The 23,367-nt window shown below is 47.8% G+C and carries 19 protein-coding genes; 17 read left to right on the top strand and 2 right to left on the bottom strand.

The annotated features are described in order from the left end of the window. Positions 1-82 precede the first annotated feature (82 nt). Entirely contained in the window at positions 83-1,009 is a 927-nt protein-coding gene (locus PSHG_RS01960) for a bifunctional helix-turn-helix transcriptional regulator/GNAT family N-acetyltransferase (RefSeq protein WP_010268658.1), read from the top strand. A gap of 178 nt (positions 1,010-1,187) precedes the next feature. Next, a complete protein-coding gene (locus PSHG_RS01955; RefSeq protein ID WP_026021137.1) occupies positions 1,188-1,760 on the top strand; it encodes a GrpB family protein in 573 nt (190 codons plus the stop codon). Positions 1,761-1,804: 44 nt separating this feature from the next. Here the strand turns inward: PSHG_RS01955 and PSHG_RS01950 are convergent, their stop codons facing one another. Both PSHG_RS01950 and PSHG_RS01945 read right to left on the bottom strand, forming a co-directional pair. Beyond that, positions 1,805-2,944, bottom strand: a complete 1,140-nt coding sequence (locus PSHG_RS01950; RefSeq protein ID WP_010268650.1) for an AI-2E family transporter — start codon at positions 2,942-2,944, stop codon at positions 1,805-1,807. Positions 2,945-3,203: 259 nt separating this feature from the next. After that, positions 3,204-4,385, bottom strand: a complete 1,182-nt coding sequence (locus tag PSHG_RS01945; RefSeq protein ID WP_010268646.1) for a MalY/PatB family protein — start codon at positions 4,383-4,385, stop codon at positions 3,204-3,206. A 187-nt stretch (positions 4,386-4,572) separates the two neighbouring features. Here PSHG_RS01945 and PSHG_RS29130 point away from each other — a divergent pair, with 187 nt between their 5' ends. The 15 genes from PSHG_RS29130 (at position 4,573) to PSHG_RS01870 (ending at position 22,987) form a co-directional block, all read left to right on the top strand. Then, positions 4,573-5,781 carry a sensor histidine kinase gene (locus tag PSHG_RS29130; RefSeq protein WP_010268644.1) on the top strand — a complete coding sequence of 403 codons (1,209 nt, stop codon included), beginning with the start codon at positions 4,573-4,575 and terminating at the stop codon, positions 5,779-5,781. Continuing rightward, the gene (locus tag PSHG_RS01935) at positions 5,717-6,355 is read left to right on the top strand and encodes a response regulator transcription factor (RefSeq protein ID WP_010268642.1); all 639 of its coding nucleotides are present in this window, start codon (positions 5,717-5,719) and stop codon (positions 6,353-6,355) included. Before PSHG_RS29130 ends, PSHG_RS01935 begins: the two co-directional genes overlap by 65 nt. Positions 6,356-6,509: 154 nt before the next feature. Then, positions 6,510-7,442, top strand: a complete 933-nt coding sequence (locus PSHG_RS01930; RefSeq protein ID WP_010268641.1) for an ABC transporter ATP-binding protein — start codon at positions 6,510-6,512, stop codon at positions 7,440-7,442. An 11-nt stretch (positions 7,443-7,453) separates the two neighbouring features. Continuing rightward, positions 7,454-8,770 carry an ABC transporter permease gene (locus PSHG_RS01925; RefSeq protein WP_010268639.1) on the top strand — a complete coding sequence of 439 codons (1,317 nt, stop codon included), beginning with the start codon at positions 7,454-7,456 and terminating at the stop codon, positions 8,768-8,770. 1 nt (position 8,771) lies between these two features. Continuing rightward, complete coding sequence (locus tag PSHG_RS01920) at positions 8,772-9,875, top strand: ABC transporter permease (RefSeq protein ID WP_010268636.1); 1,104 nt, start codon at positions 8,772-8,774, stop codon at positions 9,873-9,875. A gap of 344 nt (positions 9,876-10,219) precedes the next feature. After that, positions 10,220-11,827, top strand: coding sequence for an MDR family MFS transporter (locus tag PSHG_RS26370; RefSeq protein ID WP_042121060.1), 1,608 nt, complete (start codon positions 10,220-10,222; stop codon positions 11,825-11,827). A 138-nt stretch (positions 11,828-11,965) separates the two neighbouring features. Then, entirely contained in the window at positions 11,966-12,844 is an 879-nt protein-coding gene (locus PSHG_RS01910; protein ID WP_026021136.1) for a YitT family protein, read from the top strand. A 79-nt stretch (positions 12,845-12,923) separates the two neighbouring features. Further along, positions 12,924-13,739 (top strand): helix-turn-helix domain-containing protein, encoded by an 816-nt coding sequence (locus PSHG_RS01905; protein ID WP_010268628.1) that lies wholly within the window; start codon positions 12,924-12,926, stop codon positions 13,737-13,739. A gap of 322 nt (positions 13,740-14,061) precedes the next feature. Beyond that, entirely contained in the window at positions 14,062-15,033 is a 972-nt protein-coding gene (locus tag PSHG_RS01900) for a Gfo/Idh/MocA family protein (protein WP_010268625.1), read from the top strand. Positions 15,034-15,049: 16 nt separating this feature from the next. Continuing rightward, positions 15,050-15,868 carry a sugar phosphate isomerase/epimerase family protein gene (locus PSHG_RS01895; RefSeq protein WP_010268623.1) on the top strand — a complete coding sequence of 273 codons (819 nt, stop codon included), beginning with the start codon at positions 15,050-15,052 and terminating at the stop codon, positions 15,866-15,868. 184 nt (positions 15,869-16,052) lie between these two features. Continuing rightward, positions 16,053-17,474 carry an MFS transporter gene (locus PSHG_RS26365; protein ID WP_010268621.1) on the top strand — a complete coding sequence of 474 codons (1,422 nt, stop codon included), beginning with the start codon at positions 16,053-16,055 and terminating at the stop codon, positions 17,472-17,474. A gap of 230 nt (positions 17,475-17,704) precedes the next feature. Continuing rightward, positions 17,705-18,418, top strand: a complete 714-nt coding sequence (locus PSHG_RS01885; RefSeq protein ID WP_010268619.1) for an HAD family hydrolase — start codon at positions 17,705-17,707, stop codon at positions 18,416-18,418. Positions 18,419-18,510: 92 nt separating this feature from the next. Further along, on the top strand, positions 18,511-19,170 hold the full coding sequence (locus tag PSHG_RS01880; RefSeq protein ID WP_010268618.1) for a carbohydrate-binding family 9-like protein: 660 nt from the start codon (positions 18,511-18,513) through the stop codon (positions 19,168-19,170). A 256-nt stretch (positions 19,171-19,426) separates the two neighbouring features. Continuing rightward, positions 19,427-20,473, top strand: coding sequence for an aldo/keto reductase (locus tag PSHG_RS01875; protein ID WP_010268616.1), 1,047 nt, complete (start codon positions 19,427-19,429; stop codon positions 20,471-20,473). Between the two features lie 282 nt (positions 20,474-20,755). Further along, the gene (locus PSHG_RS01870) at positions 20,756-22,987 is read left to right on the top strand and encodes a helix-turn-helix domain-containing protein (protein ID WP_010268614.1); all 2,232 of its coding nucleotides are present in this window, start codon (positions 20,756-20,758) and stop codon (positions 22,985-22,987) included. Positions 22,988-23,367 lie beyond the last annotated feature (380 nt).

Here is a 23,367-nt window from a genome sequence, read left to right as displayed (position 1 = left end):
TATAGTTGACTTAGTCAACTATAATTGATAATTTAATTAATACAAACATTAAACATTCAGATTTAATTGGAGGTTATTTTTAATGAGTGCCAGAACAGACATAATACCGGTAATCCGGCAATTCAACCGTTTTTACACCAATATTCTCGGGTTGTTGGATCAGCACTTATTAAACAGTGACTTTTCGCTATCTGAGGCAAGGGTACTGTATGAGATTGAAAACACTAATAACTGTACAGCCAAAATACTGATAGAAAAAATTCGCATTGACGCCGGCTATCTTAGCAGAATCATTAAGCGCTTTGCTAAGCTTGGTCTTATTTACAAGACACCATCCAGCGATGACGGCCGGTCTTACTTTATTCGTCTCACAAAGAGTGGGCAGGAGACATTATCCAGGCTCGACTCTTTGTCTAGAGAACAAATCAGCCAGATAATTAGTCCATTAACGGAAAGCGAGCAAGTCAATGTGGCCCAGAGTATGATCACAATTGAGGCGGCATTGTCAGATCATGCCAGTCCTGCGCGAAGTGTATGTGTCCGAACAGATCTGAAGCCTGGTGATGTTGGCAGATTGATTCATTTACATGGCTGGATCTATGCCCAGGAATGCGGATACAATCATGTGTTTGAGGGCTATGTCTGCAGGACGTTTTCTGATTTTCTTGCTAATTACAGCCCAGATAAGGACCGGCTGTGGCTTGCGGAAGCGGGAGGGGAGCTGGCTGGGGCCATTGCAATAGCAGGCCGCACAGCTGAGAAGGCGCAGCTAAGGTGGTTTATTATTCATCCGGATTACAGAGGAAAGGGCATCGGGGGCACCTTGCTGAATGAAGCTATCCAATTCTGCACGCAAGCAGGGTATAAGTCCGTTTTTCTGGAGACAACAGAAGATCAGAAAACTGCAATTCAAATGTATAAGAAAGCCGGCTTCACTAAAATAGCGGAACACAGGAACAGCGCCTGGGGTGTAAACCATGTGGAGGAGACTTATGAGCTATTACTATAGAAGAACTTTAGCGATACGGATAGTATGGATAGGCGTTAGTTTTAGTAGGGGTTAAGAGTTTAAACACAAGCCTTGGCTTGCATACGTACTTGTGGTATGTTAAAGAGCTCGGCAATTTCATATCATATCTGAAAGAAAGAGGGTGGAGTATTTGACAGCGAATCATGATCATTCCATTATGGCATCTACCAGTGAGGAAAGGCTTCAGAAATCAACAGTTGGTGAACTGAAGCCTCACAACACATCCATTACTCTCCTGGATTATGACCCGCTCTGGCCTAAGCTTTTTAAGCGAGAGGCCGAACGAATTCGTTCAATACTTGGAAGCAAGGTCCTGCAATTGGAGCATGTTGGCTCTACTTCGGTGCCGGGATTATGTGCTAAACCAATCATCGATATGTTGCTGGTAGTAGAGAATTCTGCTGACGAAACGGCCTACGTATCTGACTTGGAGAAAGAAGGGTACACGCTGCGCATACGGGAACCCGATTGGTTCGAACACCGTTTATTCAAAGGTCCCGATACGGCTATTAATCTTCATGTATTTAGCCAAGGGGCGTCTGAAATCGACCGAATGCTGCTTTTCCGCAATTGGCTGAGAACGAACGAATCCGATCGGGACGCGTATGCCCAAGTGAAGCGAAGCCTGGCACGACATCAATGGCGTCACGTACAAGATTATGCAGATGCAAAAGATTCAATTGTAAAAGAGATTATGGAAAGAGCGAAGGCCGTTAAGCGAAACGATTAAGGTTCGCAGATACTATAGGCTATTGCACTTGTTCTGCGTCATAATCAAGTTTGCGGCGACTCTTTGATCTGTTCCTCCTCGTACAGCTTCGAGCGTACCTTAAACCAGCGGAAGAGATGGGAAACTACTACCTTCAACACAGCATAGCCAGGGACAGCCATCAGAACTCCAGCAACACCGAATAGATTTCCGGCCGTCAAAATAACAAAGATGATAGTAATAGGGTGTACCTGCAAGGTTTTGCCCATGATTTGCGGAGAGATAAATTTTCCCTCCACCAGCTGGACAATGGTCCAAACCACGATCATTTTGATAAGCATAATTGGTGAAGTTACCAGCGCTACGATAAGCGCGGGAGTAATGGCAATGGCCGGACCCAGGTAGGGCACAACTGCCGTAAAAGCGGCAATCGAAGCCAGTACAAGAGAATATTCCAACCCGATTATCTGATAGCCGATAAAGAGGAGAAAGCCTATACAGAAGCTGACAATAATTTGTCCTCTTATATACGAGCTGATTTGATGATTCATCTCTGTCATAACGGTATAGAGCTGGCCGCGCAGGTTAACAGGCATGAATTTCAGGAAGTAAGAGGGCAGCTTTTTTCCGTCTTTAAGCAGATAAAAGAGAATGAAGGGAAGCGTGACAATAGCCAGTATAATTTCCGTCACGACTCCGAGAAAGCCGCCAATTCCTGACCAGGCATTGTTCAGTATTGTAGTGGCTTGCTCAGAAAGGCTGCTGACAATGTCGGAGGGACTCAAGTTAATCGACTGCTGGAGCTGATGAACAAACTGGCTGCCTACGAACTGTTCAAACTGCCACACCAGCTGCTCGCTATAGGTAGGAAAATTATTGATAAGACCAGTGATTTGCTGACGGACAAGCGGGATCACGGTTACGATTAGCAAGCTCAGTAGTCCGATCATGAGCAAGTAGAGGATGAGGATCGCATAGCCTCTCTTTATGTAACGCTCAAGCAGATTCACCAAAGGATTTAACAGATAATAGAAAACTCCTGCTAAAATGATAGGCAGCAGTACGGTTCTTATTAACACGGTCAACGGGTTAAAAATGAACGATATTTTGTTAAAAACAAATATATTTAATCCGATTAGCAGCAGGACAAGCATAAAAATGACAAATTTGTTATTGAGAAAAAAAAGTTTGAATCTCTCCAGCATAGAACCGTTATCCTCTCCTCGTAAGATGACCGCCTTTTTCTAACGTATTGTTCAGGCCGGAAGCATGCTGCTAACGATACAACAGCAATGGGCAGCTTTGTTTGTTTGGTCCGACTGTCCAATATGCAGCAAGATAAATAAGGATAGGGGCAGCGTTTCTGCCGAGACCGCCCCTCTGATCCAGTTATCTTTTCAACCAGTATAACCTGATCCGCTAACGCTAAGTCTTTCATTCGTACAAAAACCTATTAGAAGGTAATTATGAATGGATTGCCCGTGCGAATCGCTCCAACGCTTCTTGCAGTGTCGTCCGTGGACAAGCGAGGTTGATCCGGACAAAGCCTTGTCCCGTCGCCGATCCAAAAGTAGAGCCCTCGTTGAAAGCGACCTTGGCGCGATTATGCATTAAATCTTTGATGCCGGCCGTATCCAGGTTCAGCTTGCGGCAGTCGACCCACAGCAAATAGCTGCCCTCAGGCCGCATCGCAGATAGCTGCGGAAGGCGCTCTTCGATAAACTTGATGGCATAGTCAGCATTTGCGGCGACGTAGCTGATCATTTGCTCGAGCCATTCCTCACTCTCGTTATAGCAGGCTTCAACAATGGCCGGGGCAAAGAAATTCACCATATGGATAGAAAGTGTCTTTAATTTATGGTCAAAGCTTCTTTTCAGCTTAGGATTTGGAGTGACGATAAAGGATATCGGAATCCCCGGGATATTGAAGGTTTTGGTTGGTGCAACACAGGTCAAGGAGATCTGTGCAAATTCTTCCGAAATCGATGCAAACGGGATATGCTTGTGGCCTTTATGAACGATATCGCAATGGATTTCGTCAGATACGACTGTAACGTCGTATTTCTGGCACAGCTCCCCTATGCGGATGAGCTCTTCACGTTTCCATACCCTGCCACCAGGGTTGTGGGGGCTGCATAAGAGCATGAGCTTGGCTCCGGCCTGCATTTGTTCTTCCAAATGCCCGTAATCGATCGTGTAGTAAGAATCCTGTAATATTAGCGGATTATCGGCGATTTCACGGCCATTCATTCGAATGACATCATAAAAGGGATAATACACCGGGGACTGGAGAATAACCGGACTTCCCGGCTTACTAAACTGGTCCACAGCGATGCTGAGAGCAGGAACGATGCCAGGGCAGTCGGTCAGCCATTCCGGCTGAATTTCCCAGCCGTGTCTACGCTTAAACCACCCGGTTATGGCCTCTGTGTAGCTTTCATTCTTAACGGTATAGCCATATATACCTTCGGCTGCTCTTTTGGTGATTGCCTCGACAACGGCCGGTGGGCATTGAAAATCCATGTCTGCAACCCACAATGGCAAAATGTCCTTATCCCCGAACAGCTTTTCCGATTGATCCCATTTGTAGGAGTTGGTTCCCCTGCGATTATGCTGCTGATCAAAATTGTATAGTTGTTTGCTCATTTGATATATCCATCTCCTTTAAGCAAAAGTATACTCTTTGTAATCCTGTACGACAACTGGCCCGCGGCCGGAAGCTCTAGAAAAATCGCACTTCCCGGGTCGATCTATGTTAGCGCACGTATTTATGGCAACGCCGTGAAGGGTTTGATATGATTAGTACATCAGTTGAGAAGGGAACAAACGGTGTATGATCTATCGGTCTTTTTGGTTTTGGCTGCTGGTGTTGGCAGCTATGTGGACAGCAGCTGCCATTGAGGGAGGGGCGTATAACTTTCCGCTCCTGTATTGGTGCTGCTCGGCTTTTTTTACATGCTATTTCTTGACCTCACTTACATCGGCCCGCCCTTTTTTATTCGGGCTGCTGCTTGCTGGCTGCCTGCTCGCCCTAGCTGCCGCCGGCAATTGGGTTCCGTTTACAGAGCAAGGTTACGGGTATTTACTTCTCGTTTCCTTATTTGTAGTTGGATATGCTTTTCATCAGCTGCCGGTTCGTTCGGCTGCAATTATCGGTATTGCTGCTTTGGTAACTGTTATAGCAGTTTTGTCCTATCGCGATATTCGGTACACTCCCTTTTTTCTGCTGCTTACCGGTTTTACCTTCGGCGCAGCAGCGCTGGCTTACCGGCAGCGGGACATGCAGTTGAGGCAGGCCAAGGAAAGCATGGATATGCAGCTTAGTGAATATAGAGAGCTTAAACGGCTGCGCGCGCAGGGGGAAGAGGCCGCCCGCCATCAGGAGCGGACCCGGATCGCGCGGGATATGCACGATTCGGTAGGCCACAAGCTGACCGCACTGCTGATGCAATTAGAGGTATTTCGCCTGCAGCAGGCTGCCAATGAACCGGTTGCGAAACAGGCAGAGGAATTAAAAAAGCTCGCGCAGGAAAGCTTGAAAGAAACCAGGGCAGCGGTTATGGCGTTAAATGACAAGGAAGTAACAGGCATGCAGGCAATTTTGCAGCTGATACGCAAATGGGAGAATGATTATTTGCTGCAGACGCATTTTACAGTCCGCCAGGGCGTCTTGTCCCTCGCACTAAGTAATGAGCAATCCATTGTCATTTATCGTACCTTGCAGGAAGCGCTAACGAATGCAATGCGGCACGGGCAGAGGGGCACTATTGAGATCATATTCGAGGTGCTCGGAGGCAAGCTTTTTCGCTGTGAAGTAATCAACCCGGTCGCAAGCTCAGGAGCATATGAGCCCGGATTTGGTCTGAAAGTAATGGGAGAGCGGCTGGAGCATATCGGCGGTACGCTGGAATATACCTTAACCGGGCGCCAATTTATATTAAGAGCCAGCTTTCCTGTAGAAGAGAGGGGGAAAGAAGATGATCCGAATATTGCTGGCCGAGGACCAGAAGCTGGTGCGGCAGGGGCTGAAAATGATGATTGAAACCGACCCCGAAATGAAGGTAACCGGTGAAGCAGGGGACGGACTGGAGGCAATCCAGCTTTGTGAGACCCATTTATTCGATCTTGTGCTGATGGATATCCGTATGCCGGGAATGGATGGACTGGAGGCTACCGCGAAGATATGCGAAAGATGGCCTAACATAAAGGTGCTGATTCTCACTACCTTCAACGATGATGATTATGCGCTTGAAGCTCTGAAACGGGGAGCGAGCGGCTACATGTTAAAGGATGCCGATGCGGAGCTGTTAATCCGCTCGATCCGCAGCTGCATGTCAGGCGGGCTGTCGCTGGAAGAACAGGTAGCCGCCAAGATAGTCCCGCGGCTTCTAAAACATGCGGACAAAAAGCCGGGGCGTGCGGATCCCTCGTTAACTTCCAGAGAACTCGACATCATCCGTGAAGTAGGCAAGGGCAAGAGCAATCAGGAAATTGCAGATGAACTTTGCTTGTCTTTGGGAACGATAAAGAACCATATGACGACCATTCTTGATAAGCTTCAGCTAAGAGATCGGACGCAGTTAGCTATTTACGCTATCCATCATGGAATTGTATAAGCCGCAGGAGTCTATGGGTGTCTGCGGGTCACCTTCAAGTTATGACTTAAGTCATTTCAGCATATAAAACTCAGGACGCAAGGCAGTGGGAGCACTGTCTTTTCTTTATGTATACTTTCCATAATAGACGATACAGAACTTAAGGAGGGAGACCATGCTCGAAACGGTAGATTTGACTAAGCAATTCAAAAAACATTTGGCCGTAGATCGCGTCAGTATCCATTTGCTGGAGGGGGAGTCTGTAGGCTTGCTTGGTCCCAACGGAGCCGGCAAGTCCACACTGATTTCTCTGATCTCTTCGTTGACAAAGCCGACCTCCGGTACAGTGAGGTTATTTGGCAAGTCGATTCAAGACAATTTATCCGAATTGCGGAAAGTGCTGGGCGTAGTCCCGCAGGATATTGCGCTCTATGAAGAATTAAGCGCTTATGAGAACCTGCAGTTTTTTGGCAGGATTTATAAGCTGAAAGGCCGTGAGCTGGAAGAGCGTATTGCTCATAACCTGGGGATTATGGGGCTCGATGATCGTAAAAACGATCTGATTAGCACTTATTCCGGAGGGATGAAGAGACGAATCAATATTGCTGCAGCCCTGCTCCATAATCCAAAAATATTGATCATGGATGAACCGACCGTCGGCATTGATCCTCAGTCCAGAAATCATATTCTTGAATCGGTGCGGATGCTTAACCGTGAAAAAGGGATCAGTGTGCTGTACACCAGTCATTACATGGAAGAAGTGGAGCAGCTTTGCGACCGCTTGTACATTATGGATCATGGCAAAATTGTTGCCTCCGGCACCAAGGAAGAGCTGAAGGCTATTTTATCCGGCGATGATACGCTCATTTTGGAGATGGACCGTCCTAATTCCGCATTTGCCGCTGAGCTTAGAGAGATGACCAATGTAAGACAAGTCGTGGAGACCGAGAAAGGGCTCAAGCTGATTGTGCCCAAGCAGTCCCGGCTGCTGCATGACATCCTGCATACCGCGGAAAGCCATCAGGTGGATGTCGTTCATTTTCATGTGCAGAATCCAACCCTGGAGGACGTATTTTTGCATTTGACCGGCCGGAAATTAAGGGACTAGGAGGGGAATGAATGGGTGCTTTTCTCAAAAAAGACCTGCTCTTAATTTGGCGGGATCGAAATGAATTGCTGCTTTTGCTGCTCATGCCGTTCATCCTCATCGCTATTCTCGGCTTCTCCCTGTCTTCTATGATGGAGAATGAAAATGAACATCTGCACATGAAGGTGGCTATCGTTAATGACGACTCGTTGGATCAGGGCTGGGAGCAATTCCAGCGGGATTTGGCGACTGAGAGCGGGATGCCTGCCGTAAATGAGCAAGCTGTTAACGAGAGGAAGGAGCAGTTTGCGGAGACTCACCCGCTGGCTGTCTTGGACCAGATGCTTCAGCAAGAAGAAGTGCTGGAACTGGTCGAGAGCATGGAAATGAACAGGGAAGCTGCTTATGAAGCTCTCTATAATGAAGAGATCGAAGCGGTGCTCCATATTCCCGCTGATTTTACCTACCATTACCTAAGCCGCAACTGGAGTGGGGCGGGAGAAGTGCCGCTGCTGCAAATTCAAATTCGCGAAGAGCCTACTTTAAGGGCGCGGATTTTTACCGAGCTTATTGCTACGTTTATTGCCCGATACAACCTGGAGGCGGCTATTTATGCCGCAGAATCAGCCGATTTGCGGGACCAGCCACAGCCCTCGGCAGCGGAGAGAGTTAATACGGGCAGCGAGCTCCCGCCGATTGGAGGGAAAGAGTCTCTGGAACGGCTGGATCCGGTTTCTTCCTTTCAGTATTACACGATAGCTATATCGGCCATGTTTGTCTTGTTTGTAGCTTCTTCTATAGCCGGTAAAGCTTACTTGGAGAAAAGACAGCACATTTTTGAACGGATTATCATTTCAGGAGCCCAGACAGGCAAATACCTGGCAGGCAAGATGGCTTCAGGCGTGATGATTACCTGGACGCAGATCATGGTGCTATTTGTTTTCAGCCAACTCGTATTCGGGGTGTTTTCCGGGAAAGACGCTGTATTTTGGGCAGGCATTGCTTTTTTTGCTCTTGTCTTCTCCCTGGTAATCGCAGCTTTAGGTTCGCTGTTAACCTCCGTCAACTTTCTGTTAGACAGCCAATCATTCAGTCAATTTTTTGGGATGGCCCTTGTCAGTCTGCTTGCTTTCATCGGTGGAAGCTTTGCCCCAAAATCCATGCTTCCTGACTGGATTAACAAGCTTTCTCTATGGACGCCTAACGGCTTGTATATGTCGGTGTTTTTTCAATGGATGCAGGGAGCGGATATTAGTCAGTTAGCGGGAATTCTGATAAATATGATTGTTTTATCGGCGGTGCTGCTTGCTCTAGCCGTCCTTATCTTTCCGAAAAGGAGGAGGGCTTAGTATGATAACGATAATGTTAACCCAATGGACAAAACTTAGGCGGGCTCCAATCTGGTTTCTCGCGATGCTGTTTATGACCTTCATGTTTACCCTGATTCTCGGAGGCCAATCCAGCAGCAAACTTGAGCTCCCTGTCATCCTGGACTCCTCCATGGACAAAGCAAATAGCGAGCTGTGGCTGGAGCGATTAAATGATTCTGAGGTGTATGCTTTTAGAGTAAGGGAAGAAGAGGATGCGCTGACGATGGTCCGGGAGGGGCAGGCTGAATTGGCCGTAAGGCTGTTTGATGAGGATTATCGAATTATAGCTGCTGCGGATAACCCGAATGTCAATCTAGTAGAACAGCATATCCACTCACAATTTTTGGAAGAGCTGCGTATTCGTCAAGCTGCGTTGAACGCGGAGGATCCGCAGGCTTTTCGTTCGGAGGTGGAACAGAAGCTGTTGAATCCGGCGCTTGGCACCACGATTCAATCCATCGAATCCGAGGTCAACTTCCGCTACAATGAGCAGCTGCAATTTTTATTCGGCTTCACTTTGTTTTTTGTCATTTATTCCATAGCCTATTCCGTCATCGCCATTATGGAAGAAAAGCAGTCGGGAATCTGGGACCGGATTATTTTGTCTCCCACATCAAAAACCGAAATGTATCTCGGTCATTTGGTTTACAGCTTTTTAGTAGGCTGTGCCCACATAGGTTTAATGTTTGTTGTGTTTCATTATATATTCGGATTTGATCTGGGTGAACAGTACGGCATGATTATATTGACCTCTGTCATTTATGTACTGTCGATTGTTGCGCTTTGTATCATGTTGGTGTCCTTGATCAAGACATCCCAGCAGTATTCTGCCATTATTCCATTGGTCGCTGTCAGTATGGCTATGCTAGGCGGCGCCTATTGGCCGATTGAGCTGGTTAGCAATTCTATTGTCACGGCTACAAGCAAGTTCATTCCGCTGACGTATGGCATGGAAGCCCTGAAGGGAATAACCCTTTATCAATATGGCTGGACGGAGCTGCTCAAGCCGCTAGGAGTGCTTGCGCTGATGAGCGTGATGTTTATGGGAATCGGCATTAATCTTATGGAGCGGCGATTGCGTTAAGCTTTATCTGCTGCCTGCAAAATAAAGCCTGGGGGCTGGTTAGATCCGTTAAAACGGATATCTGACCGCCTCTTTTTTTGTGCTAAAAAGCATGCATTTCGTCTTTGCCAACGCTTCTGCGATCCATTCTTGACAAAATCAAATCAGCAGGCGTATAGTGGTAACTGTCGTTTTAATTTAATAAATAAAATATTATTTTATTAAAATTATATAGCAAACAAGGTGTGGATAGCATACATCCAATTTATATAGAGCATTTTACCATAAAGGGGATTGTGCAAAATGCTGTAGGAAATGGATGCCCTATCACTCGCAGATTTTTTAAAAGATTGGGGTAATGCGCGTTGGAACATTTATCACATAAAAGAAAATTAACTATTATGATAGCGATCATTTCTGCAATGTTTTTCTCGGCGATCAACCAAACCATTGTCAGTACGGCTATGCCAAGAATTATTGCGATTCTGGGCGGGATGGATTATTACACGTGGGTCATCACTATCTATATGCTGACCTCTACGATCTCTACCGTACTAGTGGGCAAGCTTTCTGATATATACGGGCGCAAGCCTTTTATCCTGTCAGGGATTGTGCTGTTTATTATTGGCGCTTTTTTAACCGGATTTTCACAAAATATTATTCAATTAATTGTTTACAGAGGGATTCAAGGTCTCGGCGCGGGTATAATCATGGCCTCTGCCTTTACGGCTGTGGGTGATCTGTTTTCTCCAAGGGAGAGAGGGAAATGGACTGGAGTCATGATGGCGGTATTCGGATTTTCCAGCGTAATCGGCCCTGCGCTTGGCGGCTGGATCGTCGACCACATGGATTGGGAATGGGTGTTCTGGATTTTTCTGCCTCTCGGGATTGTAGCATTCTTTATGATTTTGGCACTTTTTCCTAAGACAGAACGACGGCCTTCCGAAACGATTGATTACTGGGGATCCTTGTTTCTTACTGTAGCGATTGTAACTCTCCTGCTGGGCTTTACACTTGTAGGCAAAACGATGGGGGATGTAACCTATTCTTGGGGATCACCGATGATCATCGGCTTATTTGCGGCCGCGGCCGTTTCCGCCTTCATCTTTGTTCTGGTAGAAGCCAAGGCGAAAAGCCCGGTGCTCCCGCTTCACTTATTCCGTAATGATATTGTTACAATTTCTAATTTGTCAGGCTTTCTGATGAATGCGGGGATGCTCGGAGCACTTATTTACATTCCTTTCTTCGTTCAAGGGGTCCAAGGTGTTTCGCCAACGTATTCAGGCTACATTACTATGCCGATGTCGATTGCTATGGTCGTATTGAGTTCTATTACAGGCCGCTGGATTACAAAAACCGGGAAATACAAAAAATTTGCTTTATCCGGTATCTTCATTATGTGTGCGGGCATGGTTATGATGGCTTTCATGTCGAATTTAACGATTGCTGTATTCAGCATGATCGTATTCGGTCTAGGCTTAGGGCTCGGGATGCCGGTCTTCAGTTTGACTGTGCAAAACGCAGTCCGTCCGTCTGAGCTGGGTGTAGCTACCGCTTCATCGCAATTGTTTCGTAATCTTGGCGGCACGATCGGGATTGCCATTATGGGAACAGTTATGTCCAGCTCGCTTGTCAAAAATTTGGAGACAGCAACTGCACAAGCCGGGGGCTATGATTTGTCCCAGATGAATCCCGAGCTTGCTTCGCAGCTTGACGATCTGCACAATCCGGAGCTGCTGCTCAATCAACCGGCGATTGAGGAAATTCAGGCATCTCTGCCTGCCAATGTTCAAGAGATCTTTGCGCAAATGATGGAGACCCTTCGCGAAGCTCTGAGCGCTTCTTTGACAACGGTTTTTTTATCTGGAGCGGCGGCGTTGCTAATCGCCCTGCTGCTGGTTGTCTTTTTACGCGAAATTCCGCTGCGCACGACTAATCGGGAAGCTCCTGCGGATGCTTCCGACTCTGAATAAATTAGACAGCATAAGATTAAAGGATGAGGGAATACTAATTTTTGGCAGACGTCTAAAGCTATCGCTTAGACGTCTTTCCCTTTCCCGGCCAAGGATGGTTTTCGTTTTACCCCATGAGCAATAATCGGAGGTTTTACAATGGCAGCTATTCAATCAGACAAACCATTAAGCGTGACTCAGTGGATTCTCCGCCTCATTTTTATAACCCTAGGAGCGGTATTAATGGCAGTGGCACTGGAGCTGTTCCTGGTACCCAATACGGTTATCGATGGAGGAATTACCGGAATTTCTATTGTCCTATCTCAAATCACCCCCGTTTTTCTTGGTGTTTATTTGGTTGTCATCAATTTGCCCTTCCTGATAATAGGCCGCAAGCTGATCGGCAATATATTTGCCGTCCTTACCCTGTACGGAATTACAGTCATGTCTGTCTGCACGGTTCTGCTTCATCACACCCACGCCTTTACCGACGACAGGTTGTTAGCTGTACTGTTCGGAGGTATTACATTAGGGCTTGGTGTCGGTCTTGTGCTTCGTTTTGGTGGAGCTTTGGATGGCTCGGAAATTGTCGCGATCCTGATCTCCAAGAAAACGAAGTTTCCTGTAGGTCAAATCATTCTGATCATAAATGTGTTCATCTTTGCAATTGCCGGCTTCGTTCTTGGCTGGGATGCGGCCATGTATTCAATTGTGACGTATTATATAGCTTCTAAAGTAATGGATATCGTAGTAGAGGGAATGAATGAAACCAAATCCGTTACGATTGTATCGCGAAAGTACGAGGAGATCGCTCAAGCGATAAGTGACCGGCTTGGGCGGACGAGCACTATGATCTACGCCGAAGGGGGCTTCTCCAAAGAGGAAATCAAGATGATCTACTGTGTGGTCAGCCGTCTGGAACTATCCAAGCTAAAATCTGTTGTGCATGAGATTGACCGCGGAGCTTTTGTCGCCATTGAGACCGTCTCCGATGTTACAGAAGGAGCACTCGATAATAAATATACGTCATCAAACTGAGGAAGAAGGAGCATTGTTCATCTACTCTTGCTCCTCTCTTTTTGCTAAACTGGAGAGAGGATGATGGGAGTGATTTGTGGTGACGGAAACCAAAACGAGCTCAGTTTCCAACGATTTTCGTATTCGCAGTTTCATAGGCACCCATGACAAGGATTGGTCCGATAAAGGCTTTCACCAGCATCCTTCTCTGGAGATCAGTATTGTTCTTGAGGGGAGCGCTTTGGCTGAGCATGGGGAGCATCGCTGGCTTCTGGAAAGCGGGGAGGTCGTTATTATGCCTGCCTGGACGCCGCATCGATTCGAAGGCTACCGGAAAAACCGGCTCGGCTTGATTCATCTGGAGAATGTGCCGGAACGGCTGTTGCCGCTGCTTCGCAGCCTGACGCCTGACGGGAAGCCCGCCCGCATCGCCTTGTCCCGACTTGATAAAGAACGGTTTGAAAGATTATTTCGGGAATGGCTGCGCATCCTTTCCTCCCGGCTTAAAGAGCAGCAGCGCAGCTATACTGCTTGGATTGAAGTTTTGCTGTTGTTTTTTTTGGAGCATTCCTCTGCGGAGGATCAGGCGCTAACGATTACTAAGGCGGCTGATTATATCCGCGAGCATCTCGCAGAGGGAGTACAGATTGGGGATTTGGCCAGCTTGGCCGGATTGACCGAATCTGCATTTCGCAGACAATTTGAATGGACATATGGGCTAAGCCCGAAGCAGTACCAGCATCAATGCCGGATGGCGGAAGCGAAGTGGCTGCTTAGCTCATCGGATAAAGATATCCAGGAAATTGCCGAACAGATCGGTTTTCACCGGCTTCATTCCTTCTCGCAATGGTTTAAGCTGCAGGAAGGAATCTCACCTTCCGAATGGCGGAAAATGCAGCGGGATAACTTTATTTAGCCGAAATTATTGAAATACGGCTCATACCAGGAATGAGTGCCTGCCATCATAGCTGTGCAGAAGTGGAGGGGAAGAGGGAGACAGGAGAAGCGAAGCGCTCGCCTTTGTCGCCGGATTTCAACCGTTGAAGTGGCGGCATCTCTGATGGAAGTCAAGCGCTGATGTTTAGCTTAAGCCTTAAATACAGCATAACTTTTACGCCGGGAGCATCCTCCCGGCGTTTTGTGTAAATCTTTGGGCGTTTCCGGTAACGACATCGTTTCGCCGTTATACTATTCTAATCGTGAAAGGCATTCCAACACGAGAAGGAGTCGAACGATAAATGACGGTTAAAGTAGGCTTTATCGGAGCGGGAACGATAGCAGAGCTGCATTTGAAAGCGCTCGCCCAAGTGGAGCAGGCACAAATCAGCGCGATTTTTGATGTCAATACACAAAGAGCGCAGCAAGCTTCGGAGCAGTATGGCGCCAAGTCTTATGAAAGTGCGGAAGCGCTTCTGGATTCGGGCGAGGTGGACGCTGTTTTTATTTGCACCCCTCCGTTTGCCCGCGACGGTCTGGAAGAAGCGGCTGTTGCAAGGGGGATTCATTTGCTTGTAGAAAAGCCGGTCGGCCTGCAATTAGAGCAAGCAAAACGCAAAGAGCAGCTCATTCTGGAGTCAGGGCTGATTCACTCTTCCGGTTATTGCTTGCGCTATCTTGACATTGTACAGCAGGCGAAAGAATACCTTAAAGACAAGCAGGTCGATCTCGTGCTTGCTTATCGAATTGGCAGCGCCCCTCCTCTAACCTGGTGGAGCAAGCTGGAGCTGTCAGGCGGACAGCTGGTCGAGCAGTCTACTCATCAGTTAGATTTGATTCGTTACCTGGCCGGGGAATTCAAGGCTGTCCAGGCGATCCATGAGCTGAGATCCTCGATGCTGGCCATCGATCCTGACGCGACAGCTTATGATGTCGGGACAGTTGCCTTTGAGCTGCAATCCGGAGCGATTGGCAATATTACGAGCACAAGTGTCTCTAAATATGTTGGCAGGGGTGAGGTTGAGCTGTTCGGGGACGGCTTTTACGTCTCTCTGAAAGGGGCTGCCCTGCGTATTGTAGACGATTCTCAAGATATTACGATCAAGAGCAGAGACCAATATTACTTTAAGCAGGATCAGGCCTTCATTGAAGCGGTACGGCTTAATGACCAGAGCCTTGTGCTCGGCAGCTACTCTGAAGCGGTAGCAACTCTTGCGGTCACTTTGGCAGCCAATGAATCTGCCGCTTCGCGTTCCCGTGTAGAAATTTCTTGAGGAAGGGGAGAGGCAGATGTTGAAATCAGTTAATCAATGGTGCTTTCCTGCTAATACCTCCTTGGAAACAGTGCTGGAAGTGACCCGAAAAGCAGGCTTCGACGCGATTGAGCTTAACTTGTACGAAGCCGGCGGCATCGGTCTTACGGCAGATATGGGCAAGGAGGAAGTGCAGGAAATCGGGCGGTTAGTGGCAAGCTATGGCTTGCAGCTGCGCAGTCTATCCACTTCATTGCTATGGAAATCGCCGCTTTCTTCACCCGATGAGAAGACCAGGGCGGCGGGCAGGGCGGTTGTGGAAAAACAACTGCAGTTTGCCAATTGGCTGGAAGTCGACACAGTGCTCGTCGTTCCGGGTGTCGTTACACCTGAGGTAAACTATGCCGAATGCTACGAAAGGAGCCAGCAGGAGCTCGTCAAGCTAGCGGAGCGAGCCGAGCATTACGGAGTAAAAATAGGCGTTGAGAATGTGTGGAACAAGTTCCTGCTGTCCCCATTGGAGATGGCGCGTTACGTAGATGAGCTGAACAGCCCTTACATAGGCGTCTACTTTGATGTGGGCAATGTACTCCTTTACGCGTTCCCTGAGCAGTGGATCCGAATCCTCGGCTCCCGCATTTTCAAGGTTCATGTTAAGGATTTCAAGCCGGGTGTCGGGACGGGGCAGGGCTTCGTACCGTTATTAGCAGGTGATGTAAACTGGCAGGCGGTTAAGAGTGCGCTTACGGAAATAGGCTACAGCGATACGATAACGGCTGAGCTGAGTCCGTACGCGGCTGATCCGTACCAATTGATTTATGATACATCCCGGCATATGGATGTTATAATTGGATGAGCATTTCACTAAACATATAGGCTCAAGCAATATGATGGATATAATGGTTAAGCGGCAGTTCCCAAAGAAATCTTCCTTGGAGCTGCGGCAGAGGTAAATAGGCGCTTGGCCAACAAGCGCCTTCCTTGTTAAACTTAGCAAGTAAATTCAGGAACAGACCAACAACGAGGGTGGTGCCTTACCCGTGGAGCTGATCAACCATCGCTGGGCCAAGTTTCAAATTGTCAATTTGGGAACATTCATGTCTACATTAGATGTAGGAATCGTTAATGTCGTGTTACCCACTATGGCTGAGCAATTCGGTGTTTCTCTGTCGCAAATTCAATGGGTAGTCACGGCGTATTTGCTGACGATGGTCGCCTTGCTGCCGCTGCTGGGCAAGCTGAGCGACCGGCTCGATCGGAGCCAAGTATACAGTGCCGGATTCTTTGTGTTCGCGTTAGGCTCGTTATTGATCGGGTTATCCGGCAGCCTGGCGACGATTGTCGCTGCAAGAATTGTGCAGGGTGTAGGAGCAGCTATGATTATGGCAAACAGCCAGGCTATGGTCAGGAAGCTGTTTCCCAATCACGAAATTGGCAAAGCATTGTCCATGAATGCTGTGGTTATTTCCGTAGGGACCTTATCCGGTCCAGCCGTTGGCGGGCTTTTAATGGAGGCAGTAAGCTGGTCATGGCTGTTTTACATCAATGTTCCTCTGGGTCTTGCTGCCGTTTATTGCGGTTTGAAGTGGTTCCCCCATGATAAAAAAAGGGCATTCGAGCGGCTGGATTATATCGGCGCTTTGCTGCTCGCCTTAAGCACGATATTGCTTTTATTCGGGGCGGTAACCGGAGAAAGAGAAGGCTTTACACCGGCAGTGATTGCTCTGTACAGCTCAGGGGCGGTACTGTTATTGCTTCTATTTGCTTATGAGCGAAAAATTCCCCACCGTATTGTTGATAGCGACCTATATAAGATTAAAGCGATTGCCGTAGGCAATTCGGTATCGCTTCTGAACAATGTTATGCAAATGGCTACACTGCTTCCGCTTACTTTCTATATGCAGCAGGTGCTTGGCTACCCTACGAAAACGCTTGGCTTGGTGCTTGCGATTCAACCTGTATTTTTAGGCATTGCTTCTCCGGCAAGCGGCTGGTATCGCGATAAGTATGGGGCTTTTTTGCCTGCCGTAGCGGGTTCGCTGCTGTTTACGCTTTCTACCTTGTTTATTGTGTTGGGCAGCACGATTCAATTAACCGGAATTATATTATTCCTGGCTGTATCCGGCATCGGGATCGGGTTGTTCGTGGCCATTAACAATGCGGAAGTCATGTCCGCCGCACCGGCAGAGAAAATCAGCCTGGTCGGCAGTATGATAGCTTTAATCCGGTATTATGGAATGATAATCGGCATCGCCTTTGCTGTTTGGTTTGCGGGAGGCATGGGGACAGAGCTGACGGCTGCACCTAACCCGGCTCTGACTGCGCAAATCAAGCTGCTGTTCTTGTTTTGCATGGCTCTTGGCTTGCTGATGACCTTTTTATGCTATATCAGGCCGCGTCAAGCTCCAAGCAGCAGAATGACCCGAAAAGCCTCGGGCAAGCCGGCTTCAGCAGCGGATTGAGGACGGATTGTCATAACATAAACCAATCATCCAAACTACTCCTTTAGCCATTGCCTTTACAAGCTGCAGCGAACCGGGATTTCCGGGAACATGCTGGTAAAAGCAGGCGGCTGCCATTAAAATATATGTAATCGGCTTAAAATGGCTTGCGAGCAATAGAAGGAACACACTGACAAATGCTAGTTTTTCACTTCTATAGCTCTAATAGCCAGGAGGGAGTTACTCAAAGCATGACGAAATCGTTTGAGCTAATTTTATTCGATCTGGATGATACGCTGCTTTATTTTGAAGATTATTGGGAGCAGGGAACGAAAGAAGCATTTCGTCAATTTCCTATAACGGAAAGCTTAAATGCTGACCGGTTATTTGAAACCTACCAGGAATATTCCGCTTATTATGTAGAGAAATATCATCAGCAGGAGATTTCTATACAGCAGTTTCGCAACAACCGTTTTATCCGCACGTTGAACGATTGGGGGGTGAACGTTGATGAAGCGGCGGCTCACCGGTTCAATGAGCTCTATCATGAAGTCAGCACCCGGTTCATGATTGCGGCTCCCGAGCTTTCGCCCTTGCTTGATATGCTGCAAAGAAGCTATAAGCTGGGCATAGTTACGAATGGTACACGTGAGGTGCAGTTTGACAAGTTAAAGGCACTCGGCATTGAATCGTATTTCCCGCAGGGAGGCGTTATCATCTCTGATGATATAGGCTGGGAAAAACCGGACCCGCGTATATATGAAGCTGCTCTAAGTTTTTTTGCTGCCCAACCGGAAACGACATTGTTTGTCGGGGATTCCTGGAAAAACGATGTAGTAGGCCCGGGCTCGCTCGGCATTGCTTCTATCTGGCTTAACAAAAAAGGGGAGCCTGCGAAGCAGCATCCGACATTGTTCGCGACGATTGAACGGCTGGACGAGCTTGGGGAGAAGCTTACGAGTTAACAGGCGGCCTATCTTCATTTGAGCGAAATGTAACAAGCTTCGAAAATGCTTTGATAATGACGGTAAACATCAGACTCAAGGAGGGGTTAATAATGACGAGGCAAGTGCCCGTTTACTCGTGCATGCAGCGGGAAGTCAACGATATCCGGCTTCAGGACCTTCCCGCTGAAATATGGGAGGGGCTTCCGGAAATCAATCTTGTAGAGACGGTGAGCGGCAGCAGGCCCCGGCAAGCAACAAAGGTAAGGAGCTTCTGGAGCAAGCAGCGACCCAGCTTGTTTTTCCGTTTTGAAGGGGACGATGATCACATTGTGTCTACAATGACCAAGCATGACGATCCGATTTATTCGGAGGATGTGGTGGAGGTTTTTCTCAGCGAAACGGGGAGCTTGCAGCATTATAAGGAATTTGAGCTCAGCCCGGCGAATGTCAAGTTTGATGCGAAAATACAAAACAGCTTGGATGGAAACATCCAAATTAGGACGGAATGGCATGCTGAGGATTGGGTAACCGTGTTTAATAATGAACGGGAATCACAGCGCTTTGTGTGCCTTTGGGAACTCCCGTTTCACCATTTTACAGGCGGTCTTCCAGCCGCGGGCAGTGAATGGTTAATGAATGTATACCGGATAGACCGTCATCCCGTTCATGGAGATGAGTATTCCGCGTGGTCGCCAACTGGCGAAATCAATTTTCATCTACCGCATGTTTTTGGCCGCCTAGCCTTTAAAGAGATGGGAAGCAGCCTATAAGAGACGGTTCATTGAAGACGAGGCTGCTTCTCGCAGTAGAGATTCCTTTTTTAGGATAATCACGAAAAATTAGGTTGCCAGCAAGGCCAGCTTATGCAATATTGTTAATAAGACCGGCGAACAAAAAAATCGCTTTTTTCGTAAGCGGTTACACCATTTAGCATTTTGCTTTTCTCTTGAAGCCGGCGCTCTGAATGAGATGGATGAAAAATGAAAAGCATCCGCTCCAAAATGCAACACTGAAAGGAGATGCAGTATGGACTGGCAAAAGCCTGACCCGAAGCTCTACCATCTTCCTTTTCACCTTAGTGATTTCAACGGTATGCCGTATCGAAGCTTAGGTGCGAGTGGTCTGAAGGTGCCGAATATTGGACTTGGAACATGGAAAATCGGATTTCCGGAGACAGGGGACGGATCGCGTGTAAATCCCGAAGCTGCTTTCGCCATTTTTGATCGGGCTATCGAATTAGGGGTAACGTTCTGGGATACAGCGAATCGCTATAATGCTGCTTCTGGAAACTCCGAGCGGATAATCGGACAATGGCTGAGCAACAATCAGGACCAGAGAAGGAATGTCATTATTGCGACCAAGCTGTTCGGAGGAATGGACGGCAGAACACCGAATCATTGCGGCCTTTCCCGGGGAAACATCCTGGATTCCGTGCACGCAAGTCTCAAGAGAATGCAGCTCGAATATATTGATTTGTTATATTTCCATGGTTATGATCTATGGACCCCAATAGAAGAAAGCCTGGCTGCTATCGAGGATTTGGTGAGACAGGGCTATATACGTTATTTTGCAGTTTCCAATTTTACAGTGGATCAAATAAAAGCCTATCAGGCGGCAGCGAAGCATTTTTCTATTCGTTGCCACATTACGGCGGTGCAAAATCAGTATGATATTTTATTTGGCGAGCGTAATCAAGCAGGGGTGCTGGAAAGGGCGGTATCCTCCGGCTTTTCTTTCGTTCCCTGGAGTCCGATAGCCAAGGGGCTTCTGTCCGACCGCTATCTGGACAGTCAGAAGCTGAAAGCGGGGGACCGTCTTTATGATGAAAATGATCTTGAAGCGGTTCACAATCCGCTAATTCATAAAAAGCTTACACAGCTGGCTGCCCTTGCACATGACTGGAATATGGAATTAAGTCAATTGGCTATAGCGTATATGCTGACATTGCCCGGTATGGGGCCGATCATTGTTTCGTCATCCAATGTCGAGCAGCTGGAATCCAATGCCAAGGCAGGGAAGCTGCAATTGAATGATCAGCAGCAACAGGCCGTCAAACAGATCATAAGCATGTAACTACACGGATATAAGGGGCCCTAAATGGGACTGTCGTCCAAAAGTATTGGGCTCCTTGTGTCTTGTTCCGGTTTTGTTTATTATTTGCTAGCAATTGCAAAGAATCCGATTTTTCCCCTAATTTCATGTTCACCCTCACACGCGGATTCGTTCTCCGGGACCGCAGAAAAACATTCCGAAGAAATGTGTATCCGCGAAAAAATGTTGCTTTACAGCCTGCTTTGCGATTGGGTACGCTACCCAAGTAGAAATCAGGAATCATAACAGGGGTGGATTCTCCGAATGAAACGGAATTGGTTTTACCGTATGCTTCTCTCTTCTTTACCGGCTTTCATCATCATGATCATCCTGTTGGTAGCTATGGCGTTTTTTCAATTAAATCAGCTTTCCAGACACGAGGCGAAAAAGGCGAACCGCGCATTCCTTACCTATGTTAATCAGAGCCTGGACAGCGCGTTGGCCGCTGTGGACCAACAGGTTGTCGGGTTCCTTACATCTGCTTCTGTGAACGAATATTTTTATTCCGGCTTATCGTCTGATGAACGTCTGGTGGCTTACAATGTATCCAAAGAAATGTACCGCATCGTCAGTCAGACGGACCTGATCGATTCGATGTATTTATACCGTAAGCGTGACAGCGCGGTGTTAAGCAACGATATGCTGCTCAAAAAGGAACAGTTCGGGGACAGGGACTTTATCGATGCTCTGCTGGATGAAACATTTGCGAATTACTATTGGTCGGGTGTCCGTACCTATCGGATCCTGCCTAACCAGGCACAGCCGGAGAAAGTCGTTTCCCTTGTACGCAAGGTTCCGCTATTGACCGGAACGCACGGCCTTATGGTCATTAATATGCGCACCGATTCGCTGGAAGCTTTTATTTCTAACGTTTTTGGAGGAAATGAAAGCTACTATACCATTCACGATACGAAAGGTCAGTTGATTGCCGCGAATCTGGCTGGAGAGAGCAGCGGCCGAATTCCGCTCAGCGAATTGCATTCCGAATATAACCTCTGGAGCTACGAAAGCGGAATCCTTGCTGCTCAGTCGGCAGTCATTTTACCGGTGGCATCTTATGCCTGGTTCGCTATGCTGCTGTTGATCGTAATTTTGAGCATCGGGTGGATTGTCTACTCAACGCGCCGAAATTACAAGCCGTTAGAAACGATTATCGGGAAGATCCAATATTATTCCGAAAGACAGCGCGAGATGCTGAATGGAAAGACTGATGAATTCCATTTCATTCAGTCTGCGCTGGAAGAATTGGTGCGGCAGACGAACGACTATCGCAAGCAGCATACAGACGGACTCCTGCACCGGAGAAGAAACCTCTTCTTCGATATGCTGTACGGAACCGCAGGAGGCCAGAATCGGCTGTGGGAAGCGGAGGCGAAGGCGGTAGGGCTGCGTTCGCCGTTCGAGGGCCTGCAGGTGCTGGTTGTGGAAATCGATCAGTACCGGGAGTTCGAGTCGAAATATACGGCCACAGATCAAAGCTTGCTGAAATTCCTACTGTCGAGCGTTGTCAAGGAGATCGTCTCTGGACGGGAGATGCGGGTATGGCAGGAATGGATCGGTCCTTCGCAGCTAGCCGTCGTGCTGCAAGCGCCAAGCGGGCCAAATCTCCAGCATGCCGCAGACGATGGAGTCGATCTCAGTGAAGCAATCCACTCCTGGCTCAGTAAAAATCTCGATTTCTCTGTTACAATCGGTGTCGGTACGCAATCGGTAACGGTCGATCAACTGCCGGAGTCGTTCGACATGGCACTCGATATGTTAAAGTACAAGTCCGTTCTGGGCCGCAACAATGTCATCCATTCGCAGAAGGTCGGTTTGTTTCCGAAGTCGGATTTGTATCGTCCGGTACGGATTGTCCGGCTGCTCGTGCAGTCGGTGAGGACGGGGGACGAAGGCTGGCCGGACATGTTCGATTCTTTGTTTGCGGAGATCGCCGACGGAGTGCTGAACCGGGATGAAATCAAAAGTCTAATGCAATATTTGATGTTTCAAATTTATAAGGATCTCGCGCATTTGCCGGACAAGTTCAGCACGAGGTGGACAATGGAATGGAATGCCGCGGGAGAGCGGGTGCTGACGCAATTTGAGGTGCTGGATGAACTGCGGGAAGGGATGAAAGAACTGCTTGGAGACATATTTCTTGCTGTCCGCCAGCATCTGCACAGCAATTCGCGAGGGGAAATCGTGATGCAGGTGAAGGAGTATTTGGAGCAGCATTATGCTGACCCGAACTTGTCACTGAACCAGGTATCCGACCATTTCGGCATCAAATACGTCAGCCAGCTATTTAAAGACGAATTTGGAGAGAATTATTCCGACTATTTGGCCCGCATTCGCATCAGTCACGCCAAGCAGCAGCTGTTGACGACCAATGAGACGGTACAGAAAATTGCGGAACGCGTCGGATACCAGCATCCTTTCTCGTTCATTCGGCTGTTCAAAAAACTGACTGGCATGACGCCCGGCGACTATCGCAAGACGAATAGAGGGCTGTAGCTTGTTTAGTTGACGGTATTGAGCAGGGGCTGTTTCTGTCCGCATCTTCCTTATATAGCTCTAACCAATAGAGCAAAACGAAAACAGCAAGTGTCAGGGGGAATCCTTGCGCGCTTGCTGTTTTTTTCTTATACGGCAAAAGCCAAAAGGCCGCTCGATTTATTTCGTGTCGGTAGAAACCAGCTGCAGAAAGGCGCTTAAGCTCGCAATACTCCATTAATAATTGTGTATGGAAAGCCGCTTAAATCGCTTGCTGCTGCGGTTTTTGAATCGTGTGCATGCTTGAAATTGTGCTTATTTACCTCACAGCGATTTTTCCTATACGATAGTGACACGCAGGGGAAGGTCTTCTGCCTATACATCCAACCATCATTCGAGAT

Source organism: Paenibacillus senegalensis JC66 (assembly GCF_000285515.1).
Lineage (GTDB): Bacteria > Bacillota > Bacilli > Paenibacillales > NBRC-103111 > Paenibacillus_L > Paenibacillus_L senegalensis.
This window is presented reverse-complemented; position numbering and strand designations above follow the sequence as displayed.

Excerpts from the sequence above, each read along its gene's own strand:
- PSHG_RS01960 (WP_010268658.1), top strand. The coding sequence starts at position 83 with ATGAGTGCCAGAACAGACATAATACCGGTAATCCGGCAATTCAACCGT.
- PSHG_RS01955 (WP_026021137.1), top strand. The coding sequence starts at position 1,188 with ATGGCATCTACCAGTGAGGAAAGGCTTCAGAAATCAACAGTTGGTGAA.
- PSHG_RS01950 (WP_010268650.1), bottom strand. The coding sequence starts at position 2,944 with ATGCTGGAGAGATTCAAACTTTTTTTTCTCAATAACAAATTTGTCATT.
- PSHG_RS01945 (WP_010268646.1), bottom strand. The coding sequence starts at position 4,385 with ATGAGCAAACAACTATACAATTTTGATCAGCAGCATAATCGCAGGGGA.
- PSHG_RS29130 (WP_010268644.1), top strand. The coding sequence starts at position 4,573 with ATGATCTATCGGTCTTTTTGGTTTTGGCTGCTGGTGTTGGCAGCTATG.
- PSHG_RS01935 (WP_010268642.1), top strand. The coding sequence starts at position 5,717 with ATGATCCGAATATTGCTGGCCGAGGACCAGAAGCTGGTGCGGCAGGGG.
- PSHG_RS01930 (WP_010268641.1), top strand. The coding sequence starts at position 6,510 with ATGCTCGAAACGGTAGATTTGACTAAGCAATTCAAAAAACATTTGGCC.
- PSHG_RS01925 (WP_010268639.1), top strand. The coding sequence starts at position 7,454 with ATGGGTGCTTTTCTCAAAAAAGACCTGCTCTTAATTTGGCGGGATCGA.
- PSHG_RS01920 (WP_010268636.1), top strand. The coding sequence starts at position 8,772 with ATGATAACGATAATGTTAACCCAATGGACAAAACTTAGGCGGGCTCCA.
- PSHG_RS01910 (WP_026021136.1), top strand. The coding sequence starts at position 11,966 with ATGGCAGCTATTCAATCAGACAAACCATTAAGCGTGACTCAGTGGATT.
- PSHG_RS01900 (WP_010268625.1), top strand. The coding sequence starts at position 14,062 with ATGACGGTTAAAGTAGGCTTTATCGGAGCGGGAACGATAGCAGAGCTG.
- PSHG_RS01895 (WP_010268623.1), top strand. The coding sequence starts at position 15,050 with ATGTTGAAATCAGTTAATCAATGGTGCTTTCCTGCTAATACCTCCTTG.
- PSHG_RS01885 (WP_010268619.1), top strand. The coding sequence starts at position 17,705 with ATGACGAAATCGTTTGAGCTAATTTTATTCGATCTGGATGATACGCTG.
- PSHG_RS01880 (WP_010268618.1), top strand. The coding sequence starts at position 18,511 with ATGACGAGGCAAGTGCCCGTTTACTCGTGCATGCAGCGGGAAGTCAAC.
- PSHG_RS01875 (WP_010268616.1), top strand. The coding sequence starts at position 19,427 with ATGGACTGGCAAAAGCCTGACCCGAAGCTCTACCATCTTCCTTTTCAC.
- PSHG_RS01870 (WP_010268614.1), top strand. The coding sequence starts at position 20,756 with ATGAAACGGAATTGGTTTTACCGTATGCTTCTCTCTTCTTTACCGGCT.